The organism is uncultured Nostoc sp. (genome assembly GCF_964245575.1).
Lineage (GTDB): Bacteria > Cyanobacteriota > Cyanobacteriia > Cyanobacteriales > Nostocaceae > Nostoc.
In genome coordinates this window covers 1-10,536 of sequence record NZ_CAXTNP010000270.1, presented here as the reverse complement: position 1 = coordinate 10,536, position 10,536 = coordinate 1, and the positions used below count along the sequence as shown (strand labels likewise).

Sequence of the window (10,536 nt, the reverse complement as noted above, 5' to 3'; positions counted from 1 at the left end):
GGGGAGAACGCTCAATGTCAGGCGGAGGTGATTCATGAACCTCTCAGAACCATTTATCCGCCGTCCGATCATGACGACTCTGGTGATGGCGGCGATTTTGATCTTCGGTTTCATGAGTTATCGCTTGCTGCCAATCAGCGATTTACCAAGTGTGGATTATCCCACAATTCAGGTAAGTGCCGCTCGACCAGGAGCCAGCCCCGAAACGATGGCAGCATCAGTTGCCCGTCCCTTAGAGAAGCAATTTTCCAGCATTGCTGGACTCGATTCGCTCAACTCAACTAGCACTCTGGGACAGACTCAAATTACCCTGCAATTTAACCTGAGTCGGAATATTGATGATGCGGCACAGGATGTGGAAGCAGCGATATCGGGAGCATCGGGGCAAATTGCTGACGATTTACCTAATCCTCCTACATACAGCAAGGTTAACCCCGCCGATCAACCGATTCTTTACCTTTATCTGGACTCTCCTACTTTGCCCCTTTCCCAGGTAGACAATTATGCTGAGACTTATTTGGCGCAAAAGCTATCTACAATCAATGGGGTAGCACAGGTAGCTGTCTATGGTTCCCAAAAGTATGCGGCTCGAATTCAACTCGATCCGCAGCAATTGGCAACACGGCAAATTGGGTTAGATCAGGTAGCAACGGCGATTCAACAGAATAACGTCGATTTGCCCACCGGTAGTCTTTCCGGAAATCATAAGAATTTTACAGTCCAAACCAACGGTCAACTCCAGGATGCGGCTGCTTATCGCCAGCTGATTGTATCTTACAAAGATGGAATGCCCATTTATCTTAATCAACTGGGGCGGATCATTGACAGTGTAGAAAATGACAAGGTAGCAAGCTGGTACAACAATACCCGCGCGATTATTCTTACCATTCAAAGACAGCCAGGAACCAATACGGTGCAAGTCGTAGACACGATTAAGAAATTGCTCCCAAATTTGCGAAGCCAGATTCCGGCATCCGTGGAAATTGGGATTCTATATGATGCATCTCAGTCGATTCGAGATTCAGTGGATGATGTCAGATTTACGTTGATTCTGACCATTGGTTTAGTTATCTTAGTAATTTTCCTATTTTTGCGGAACCTTTCGGCGACGGTGATTCCCAGTTTGGCATTACCCGTTTCGCTGATTGGCACCTTTGCTGTGATGTATTTGCTGCACTACTCACTAGATAACCTGTCGCTAATGGCGTTGACCCTTTCGGTAGGCTTCGTAGTGGATGATGCGATCGTCATGCTGGAAAATATCGTCCGTCACATGGAAATGGGGGAACGGCCGCTAGAAGCGGCGTTGAATGGTTCAAGAGAAATTGGTTTCACAATTCTGTCGATGACTCTTTCTTTGGTTGCAGTCTTCATCCCCATGCTGTTCATGAGTGAAGTGCTGGGACGATTATTTCATGAATTTGCTGTGACGATCGCAGTTGCAATTCTCGTATCTGGTTTTGTGTCTTTGAGTCTGACTCCGATGTTGTGCAGCCGTTTTCTGCGTCCTGTGGATCATGCCCATCAAAGTCGGTTATATCAAGCTTCCGAATATGTGTTTGATCGCTTGCTGGGTTTGTACGATTGGAGTCTGAAAAAAGTCTTAAAATATCATTTTACCACGATGATTTTATCTGTCGTTCTATTGGCGGTGACAGTTGGGTTGTTGGTGATAGTTCCCAAAGGCTTTATTCCTAGCCAAGATACCGGACAAATTACAGGCATTACCCAAGCAGCGCAGGATGCATCCTTCGATAATCTTGTCCAGCATCAGCAGTCAGTTGCTAACCTGATCCGCCAAGACCCGAATGTAGATGCAGTCAACTCCAATATTGGGGCGGGAGCGAGTGCTAATGGCAGTGGAGCAGCAGTTGCAGCCAATTCCGGGAGTTTGTTTATTCGGTTAAAACCGCGATCAGAGCGCCAGCTTGGGGCTGACGAAATCATTCAAAATTTGCGAACCAAACTCGCCACTGTTCCAGGCATCCAAGTATTTTTACAAAATCCCCCAGCGATTCCTATTGGCGCTCAACAAAGTACAGGACTTTATCAATTAGCACTCCAGAGTTCTGATGTCAAACCCTTACAGAAGTATGTTCCTCAACTTGTTGTCAAGATGAAAACCTTGACAGAACTCCAGGATGTCAACAGCGATTTACAGTTTGCTTCCCAAATTCAAATTGACATTGACCGCGATAAAGCTTCAACTTATGGGATCACTGCCGAGCAAATCGAAAATACCCTGAGAAATGCCTACGGTTCCTACCAAGTGTCAACCATCTATGCAGCGACCAATGAATATCAGGTGATTTTAGAATTAGCACCTCAGTATCAAGAGGATATCAATGCTTTGTTGACATTGTACATTAACTCCAGCACAGGAGTGGCAGTCCCTCTGAAGACATTTGCCAAACTATCTCAGGGAGTCAGCCCGTTAATGGTCAATCATAACGGTCGGATGAACGCCGCCACCATTTCCTTTAACCTCGCCCCCGGTGTGTCTTTGGGAAATGCCAACCAAGAGATTGAAAAACTGATTGATCAGGTGATTCCTGCTAGTATTAGCACCAACTTTAAGGGCGCAAGCCAGGTATTTCAAAGTTCACTGCCGAGTTTGGGCTTACTGTTAGCGATCGCTGTCCTAGTAATTTATCTGATTTTGGGTGTTCTTTATGAGGATTTCATTCACCCGATTACGATTCTTTCCGGTTTGCCTTCAGCAGGTTTTGGCGCATTGTTAACGCTGATAATATTCCATGTCGAACTGAATGTTTACTCCTTCATCGGCATAATTCTCTTAGTAGGCATCGTCAAGAAAAACGGCATCATGATGGTGGACTTTGCAATTGTTGCCCAGCGAAATGAATCGAAAAAGCCATCTGAGGCGATTTATCAAGCCTGCTTGGTGCGTTTCCGCCCGATTATGATGACGACAATGGCAGCACTCATGGGAACCTTGCCCATAGCGATCGGATTTGGGGCTGGTTCAGAATCGCGCCGTCCTCTAGGTATTGCAGTTGTGGGCGGACTGGTGTTTTCTCAGGTATTGACCCTGTATTTAACTCCCGTATTCTACATCTACATGGAATCATGGCGGAAAAAGCTCAGTCAAGTTAAGTTCCGTCGAGTCTTCTCATTTACAGGTGGGCGATCGTAATGTTCAACAAGCAACATCAGTCTTTTATCTCAATACGCTTGGATTAAGCATTTCTTTCTTCTCTCTGTATCCTCTGCGAGACGCTGCGCGTTGGCAAAGCCTCTCGCAGAGAAGGCGGTTCGTTAAAAAATAAAACTTTTAGCCTTAACCAACCGTATTGAGACTAAATCTGATTTTCTTAATGACGAATGACAAATCAAACACTTATGTCGGATCTTAAAAATGCATTAGCCCGAATTAATTACTGGTTCAAAAAAAATCATCCAGCAAAAATTGCATCATTAGCATCAGGTTTAAGTCCATTAGAAATAGATAATTTATTCAGTGGTCTATCTTTTAAAGTATCCGAAGAAGTTAGGGAAATTTATCAATGGTCAAATGGATATCCAATAGATAAGTGTGCAGATGATTGGATATTTGATTATATGTACCTTTTAAGTTTAGAGTCAGGAGTGAAAGAAGCTCAAACTTGGGTAGAGGAACATGAAGAAATAGCCCTGATGTATAAGTATGCAGGTAAACCTATCTTGCCAGTCTGTATGTCGGATATGGAATTTTTGGCAGTCGTCGCCACAGATGATGAACAAGCAACTTCCCCTGTAATTTCTATCTCCGAAATTGTGGATATTTCACTGCGATATACCAATTTAACAGCCATGATGTTGACCCTGGCAGAATCTTACGAGACTGGGGGATTTTTCATCGAGCGCAACGGTTACATACAGAAAGATGAGAAAAAGTATGCTGCTGCATATCGAAAGTACAACTCAGGAATTACAGACTTAGCTCTGGAAAGATTTCTGAAAATATTTCCTGAAGATTCCTCTTGGCAAACCGTACAGCTACTTCATAACGACCTATATATGAGCAATAGCTATGAAATAGAAATTCCATTAAGTAGCCTAAAAACTAAAATAGTTAATACTCTTCTTAATCTGCTGCAAGATGAAAAATATGATTCCGGCTTTTCTGTAGTACTAGTACTCGAAGAACTTCGAGCAGTAGATGCATTAATTCAAGGACTTCAACACCCTAGCAAATGGGTTCGTAGTAGAGCGGCGTTTGCTTTAGGAAAAATCAAAGCATTTGAGGCTGTGGAGTTTGTATCGCAGCTTTTAGAAGATCCAGATCCAATGGTTCAAGAAGCAGTTAAGGAAGCATTAGAGATGTTTAAAAATCAGAGATAGAGTTGTTGCACCTATCACATATTTATCAAACTCACGTTGACATTATATTTGATATTTAGCGATCGCATCGCTACCACATTTCTGGGAGAACACAACTCATGAACCTTTCAGAACTCTTCATTCGTCGTCCGGTCATGACCACCTTGGTAATGATGGGTATCCTCATCTTCGGTCTAATGAGTTATTTCCTGTTACCCATCAGTGCGCTGCCTAACGTTGAATATCCTTTTATTTCTGTCTCTGCTAGTCTCCCTGGTGCCACGCCCGAAACAATGTCATCTTCGGTCGCCGCACCCCTAGAAAGACAGTTTACCGAAATTGCCGGACTCAATTCATTCAATTCCACCAGTTCAACTGGCAGCACCAACATTTCCCTACAATTTGACTTTAGCCGCAGAGTGGAGGATGCTGCAAAAGATGTGCAGGCAGCCATTTCAGCCGCAGCCGGACAACTGCCCGCCGGAATGCCTCACCCGCCCACTTACCGCAAAGTTAACCCGTCTGTCTCACCAGTTCTCTTCCTCTATATGTATTCTGAGACACAGCCAATCTCGACAGTAGATGAATACGCAGAGGTAACAGTTGGTCAGCCAATCTCAATGATCAATGGTGTTGCTCAGGTACAGGTTTTTGGTCAACAGCAATATGCAGTCCGCGTCCAGCTTGACCCGCGAGAGTTGGCATCGAGGGGAATTGGTCTAACTCAGGTGAAAACTGCAATTCAACAGGGAAATGTCAAATTACCAACTGGTAGTCTCTCTGGCCCTTACAAAAGTTATACGATTCAGGCGAACGGTCAACTCACCGATGCTGCCAGCTATCGCCAGCTGATTGTAACTTATAAGAATGGTGCGCCCGTGCGGCTCCAGGATTTGGGGCAGGTGATTGACAGTGAACAAAACGTCAAAGTCTCAAATTTGTATAGCGATCGCAAGGTGACAAACCGCCATTCCGTTGTTCTCGCCGTGCAGCCGCAGCCTGGAGCCAACACTGTAAATATCGTTGATGCCATCCAGAAACTTTTACCTACACTCCGCGAACAAGTTCCCAAATCGATTGAGATGGGAATTATGTACGATCGCTCCCAAACAATCCGAGCCTCTGTCAACGATGTAAAGTTTACCTTGGTTCTCTCGGTTTGTCTAGTTGTCTTGGTAATTTTCTTATTCTTGCGTGACATAACTGCAACGCTAATTCCTAGTTTGGCGCTACCTGTAGCCATTATTGGGACTTTTGCTGTAATGTATCTGTCGGGCTTCTCCTTAGACAACCTCTCACTAATGGCGTTGACCCTTTCCGTGGGCTTTGTCGTGGATGATGCGATCGTGGTGTTGGAAAATATTGTCCGTTATCGAGAAATGGGCGAATCTCCCCTAGATGCGGCATTGAAGGGATCAAAGGAAATCAGCTTCACAATTTTGTCAATGACCCTCTCCCTAGTGGCGGTGTTCATCCCAATCATGTTTATGAGTGGAATAATCGGTAAATTATTTCATGAATTTGCCGTGACGATCGCTGTAGCAATTTTGGTTTCGGGTTTTGTTTCCCTCAGTCTCACCCCAATGTTGTGCAGTCGCTTTTTAACTTCATCCCATCAGCAAAGACCAAATCTGGTGTATCGAGTCTCAGAACAGGCATTTGATTTACTATTGCAAGGATATGATTGGACGCTCAAGCCCGTCTTAAAATACCGCCTAATGACACTCATTGGTTCTGGCATTCTGCTGGTAATGACCGTCTATCTGTTCATCATCGTTCCCAAAGGATTTATTCCCACGGAAGACACCGGACAACTGATGGCGAACACCAAAGGAGCGCAAGATATTTCTTTTGATGATATGCGCCGCCACCAGCAAACGGTTGTTGACATCATTCGTAAAAACCCCAACATTGAAGCAGTTGACTCGATTGTGGGTGCAAGTGGCCCGAACGCATCGGTCAACTCCGGGCGAATTACGATTCGGCTCAAGCCACGTTCTCAACGTCAACTGAGTGCTGACCAAATCATTCAAGAGCTAACCCCGAAGTTGAGACGCACAACTGGGATTAAAACATTCCTCCGCTCTCCGCCAGCCATTCCCATCGGTGGTCAACAAACTAATTCTACTTATCAGTTCACGTTGCAGAGCTTGAATTTGCAAGATTTGCGCCAATACGTTCCTAAACTTTTGGAGAAAGTCAAAACCCTACCAGGACTCCGGGACGTTGACAGCGATTTACAACTCAGCACTCCCCAAATCCAAGTCCAAGTTGACCATAACAAAGCTGCAACCCTTGGGATTACCGCCCAAGAAGTTGAACAAACTCTCAGCGCCGCTTATGGTTCCAGCCAGGTTTCCACTATTTATACCCCAAATGACCAATTTTATGTAATCTTAGAAGTGAAACCGGAGTTTCAGCGAGATCCTAGCGCTCTATCGATGCTCTATGTGCAATCGAGTAGTGGAAAACAGGTTCCCCTGAGTGCGATCGCTAATATCACCCAGAACGTCGGCCCCCTCACTGTCACTCACGTTGCTCAACTACCCTCTGCAACTATCTCTTTTGACACGCTACCAGGAACGTCTCTAAGTCAGGCTACAGATGCCATCAAGCAAGCAGCCAGTGAAGTGCTACCCTCAACAATTACCCCCAGCTTTCAGGGTTCAGCCCAAACCTTCCAACAGTCCTTCAACGATTTAGGCGTGCTGTTGTTGGTGTCTATTTTAGTAATCTATCTGATTCTCGGTATCCTCTATGAGGATTTTATTCACCCAATCACCATTCTTTCCGGTTTGCCTTCCGCGGGTTTTGGGGCATTACTGACGCTGCTGATTTTCCAGGTTGATTTAAATCTTTACTCTTTCATCGGCATCATTCTGCTAGTGGGCATCGTCAAGAAAAATGGTATTATGCTGGTGGATTTTGCCATTGAAGCGCAGCGAAAGGAAGGGAAAAATTCCTTTGATGCCATCTATGCCGCTTGCTTGATTCGCTTCCGCCCAATTATGATGACGACGATGGCAGCTTTAATTGGGACACTCCCGATTGCTTTAGGGACAGGAGTAGGTTCAGAAGCACGTCGGCCTTTGGGGATTGCGATCGTTGGTGGATTACTGTTCTCTCAGATATTAACTCTCTATCTGACTCCAGTGTTTTACACTTACATGGAGGCATGGCGGAAAAAGCTTAGTATACAAAGTCAGTAAACCGAAAAGTTTTCCAGAACCCTAAAGAGCCGTTCATTTTAGTTTAGAAACACAATTTGCCGCAATTCTGTTAGAGTCTGCTTTTCAAGAAACGGGCGTTGTTGGTGGGTTAAGAATGCAGTGCAAGCGATCGCGATCATCAGCCCCAAAACGTCGGCTGAAACCCTGATTATTTCGTCAACTACAAAAGTTTTCGATCTACTGAAATTGAAATTATTGGCGATACTCCCAGCAAACCTGAAGAAGTAAAACCAAAGGTCAGTTACACCACATTATTTGGGACTGTGCCACTGGACGACAATCTACGCAAAACATACGACCAACAATTGTGTGAGGTGGCCCGTCGGGGACGTGGGTTAAAAATTCATGTAGCTATTGGGTTACAAAGAGGAGCGAAACGTAGTAAAGATGACCCACAAGCATTGCCACCTGATTTACGCGATAACCTTCCTTGTCGGATTGCTTTTCGTTGTGTTGATGCTACCAGTGGACGTATGGTTTTGATGCGCCGGGGTGAAGCAGTCACATCTTTACAAGGACGCGGCGATGGTATTGTCCAGTCTGGGTTGTTGGATCAAAGGTTTCAAGCTTATAGGTCAATACGGTTCAGTTAAGGCTGAAAATCTTGTAAAGTAAGCATTGTCCCAAGAATGAAAATGAGCGTGTGGTGCATCTCAAAGATTTCTCATTGGTGTCTCCAGATATACAAAGTAGTGACGTACTGAAAGCAATCGAGATAGCGATTCCAGCTTTTGCCATCGAACAGGCGATCGCTAACACCAAAACTGAAGAGGAACGCAGGCTATCGCTACCAGCCCAATTAGTGGTCAATCTGGTAATAACCCAAGTTGCGGGTTATCGACTGATGTGTGCTTGTTACCACTCAATTTATGCGATGCCTGCGGCGGGCTACGCCTACGCGTGCAACAAAGTGGCGTTGGCGCGTAGCGCCAACGTACCCATGCCGTTGTTGCCAGCATTCAAGTACTTAAATGATTTAGCTGTTATCTAAATTACTTATTAAGGGACTTCCAAAGAATAAATTAATCAACAAAAACCAAGAAACTACGCTCAAACAATAATGATAATCATTGTTTGAGGCGGAGAAAGTGGTTGCTTTCTCCCCCTCTTAAATATCCATGAGAAGCTTTGCACTTTGTAGTAAATGTCAAGTGCATGATAATAATTAGTATTGAATATTTTTACAACTTCAAGTTTTTAGAAAAATTGACTCCTCTTACGTTATCCCACCATAGATATCAATAAACCACTTACCTAAATTGGGGAATTTTTCATGCGTAGAATTGGTGAGACGCTCGATTTGCTTTTCAATTTCATCCATAGCTTTTTTAGTAAGTTTAACTCCGCTTTCGTAAGCTGGAGTTACTAACTTGACAACAGGATGCTTCCCTTTCCATGTCATATTTTGAGCAAAGTTTAAAGCTGTCTCTACTTCATCCAAAATACTACCATTCCAATATTTCTCTAATATCCCCCATGTTCGCTCAATTGGATTGTATTTACTGTGATAGGGCGGATAGTAAGCTAAACGTACATTTATTTTGTGTTGATGAGCGAATTCCACTATACGTTTCATGAACTGGGTACGCCGAGAATTATTCTCTCCACCATTATCTTGATTCAGAATAAGTGTTTTTATATCTGAAAATCGCCAACTTTCACTTTTCCAAAAATCCTCTAAGATATCAACAATAAAATCACTCGTTACCTTAGATTCTGTAAAGTATAAAAATAGTTCATCTAACTCTGGAAGAAAGATACCGTAAGGAGTTACAGTTGCTTTTGGTTTATAATCATGGTCTTAAGTCTCAGTTAAAGCTCTGTTTCTGCCTCCTCTATCAAAAGGGCCAATACTAACACGAGCTTTGGCATCAAGACTGAGACGTAAAATACTTTCGTCATCCACCGACGATTGATTAACTATTGCTAGTTGCTCAAAAATTGCATCAGTTTCTGGGATTTTTTTTGAGGTAAAACTTTTGCTACCCGTTTGAGCCGATAACCTAAATAATTCAATTTGATACGAATTGTTTCTTCAGTTGGCAACTGTTCATCAGTATAGCCTAATTTTTCAGCTAATAACTTCCTTACTTGACTTGCAGTTAAGCGTGTATACAACCTCTGACTTTTAAAACTTGGATCGGTTTGGCTTTGAGAATCCACTAAGTTTTTAATATCTTCTAAAAGGTTTGGTAAGTGTTTTTCTGCTTTCCAACGCCCTCTAAAAGAATAATTATCTAAACAAGTAATCCCGCTACTTAATTCTTTAATTCCTTTACGAATAGTATTTCTATCCCAGCCCAATTCTTTTTGAGCCAGTAGTTGTCCTCCATAGCCTAACTCCATTACAATTTGTGCTTGAAAACGCCGTCGGGCTGCCCCTTTGAGTTGGCTTGCTGTATCTAAGAACACTTTTTTGACTGAATCAGTTAATTCTATCAACACTCCTCTCCACCCAAAAATTTCCCTCCAAATTGAATTTACTACAAAAAGGGTAAGGAGAAGCAGCCGTCGGCTGCTTCTCCTTACCCCCTAAAAATGATTATCATTCTGATAAGTGGTGATTTTATTCCTTGGAAGTCCCTTGATGACCATGTACCAGATCATCAGTCACATCTAAATCTAAAGTTATTTGTCGTGGTTGGGAAGAATATGATTCTAAAAATATTTCCACCAATAGTGTTTCTATAGCTGATGCATCATGTTCAATTCGATGATATCGACTTTCAGCTTTCGACGTTATATTTTCTGGACAGTGTTCCAGACGATTTAACGTACTTTTACCAGCTAAAGTCATTGATTCAAGCTTTGAATTAATCCCTTGACCCACAGCTAATGCAAATATCAAATCTTGGCGTAGGGTTTCATGGTCATTTATGTCTTCATAGCCCATGATTAAACCATATATTCTCTGTGCAATCAAACTACTTAGGTGATTTCCGAAAAAGAAATTACCAATTAAAGTGGTTGAATCAAGATGTCC

General features: G+C 43.3%; 6 protein-coding genes and 1 pseudogene. 5 read left to right on the top strand and 2 right to left on the bottom strand.

Annotated elements, in window-relative coordinates; all coding sequences use genetic code 11:
* Window positions 1–34: 34 nt before the first annotated feature.
* The 5 genes from ACFFAP_RS30700 to ACFFAP_RS30680 all read left to right on the top strand — a co-directional run bounded on the left by ACFFAP_RS30700 (window position 35) and on the right by ACFFAP_RS30680 (window position 8,544).
* Window positions 35–3,157 carry an efflux RND transporter permease subunit gene (locus ACFFAP_RS30700; RefSeq protein ID WP_375514759.1) on the top strand — a complete coding sequence of 1,041 codons (3,123 nt, stop codon included), beginning with the start codon at window positions 35–37 and terminating at the stop codon, window positions 3,155–3,157.
* Window positions 3,158–3,363: 206 nt separating this feature from the next.
* On the top strand, window positions 3,364–4,344 hold the full coding sequence (locus tag ACFFAP_RS30695) for a HEAT repeat domain-containing protein (protein ID WP_375514758.1): 981 nt from the start codon (window positions 3,364–3,366) through the stop codon (window positions 4,342–4,344).
* Window positions 4,345–4,442: 98 nt separating this feature from the next.
* Window positions 4,443–7,532: an efflux RND transporter permease subunit gene (locus ACFFAP_RS30690; RefSeq protein ID WP_375514757.1), complete on the top strand. Its 3,090-nt coding sequence runs from the start codon at window positions 4,443–4,445 to the stop codon at window positions 7,530–7,532.
* Window positions 7,533–7,816: 284 nt separating this feature from the next.
* On the top strand, window positions 7,817–8,146 hold the full coding sequence (locus ACFFAP_RS30685; RefSeq protein WP_375514756.1) for a hypothetical protein: 330 nt from the start codon (window positions 7,817–7,819) through the stop codon (window positions 8,144–8,146).
* A 50-nt stretch (window positions 8,147–8,196) separates the two neighbouring features.
* Complete coding sequence (locus ACFFAP_RS30680; RefSeq protein ID WP_375514755.1) at window positions 8,197–8,544, top strand: hypothetical protein; 348 nt, start codon at window positions 8,197–8,199, stop codon at window positions 8,542–8,544.
* Between the two features lie 225 nt (window positions 8,545–8,769).
* On the opposite strand, the pseudogene ACFFAP_RS30675 reads toward ACFFAP_RS30680, so the two are convergent.
* Together ACFFAP_RS30675 and ACFFAP_RS30670 are read right to left on the bottom strand one after the other, a co-directional pair.
* Window positions 8,770–9,899, bottom strand: a pseudogene (locus ACFFAP_RS30675) (ISAzo13 family transposase).
* Between the two features lie 220 nt (window positions 9,900–10,119).
* Window positions 10,120–10,536 (bottom strand): transposase (locus ACFFAP_RS30670; RefSeq protein ID WP_375514754.1); only part of this gene is annotated, 417 nt, incomplete at its 5' end.

Bases quoted from the DNA above. Each gene is read 5' to 3' on its own strand.
- ACFFAP_RS30700 (WP_375514759.1), top strand. From the start codon at position 35: ATGAACCTCTCAGAACCATTTATCCGCCGTCCGATCATGACGACTCTG.
- ACFFAP_RS30695 (WP_375514758.1), top strand. From the start codon at position 3,364: ATGTCGGATCTTAAAAATGCATTAGCCCGAATTAATTACTGGTTCAAA.
- ACFFAP_RS30690 (WP_375514757.1), top strand. From the start codon at position 4,443: ATGAACCTTTCAGAACTCTTCATTCGTCGTCCGGTCATGACCACCTTG.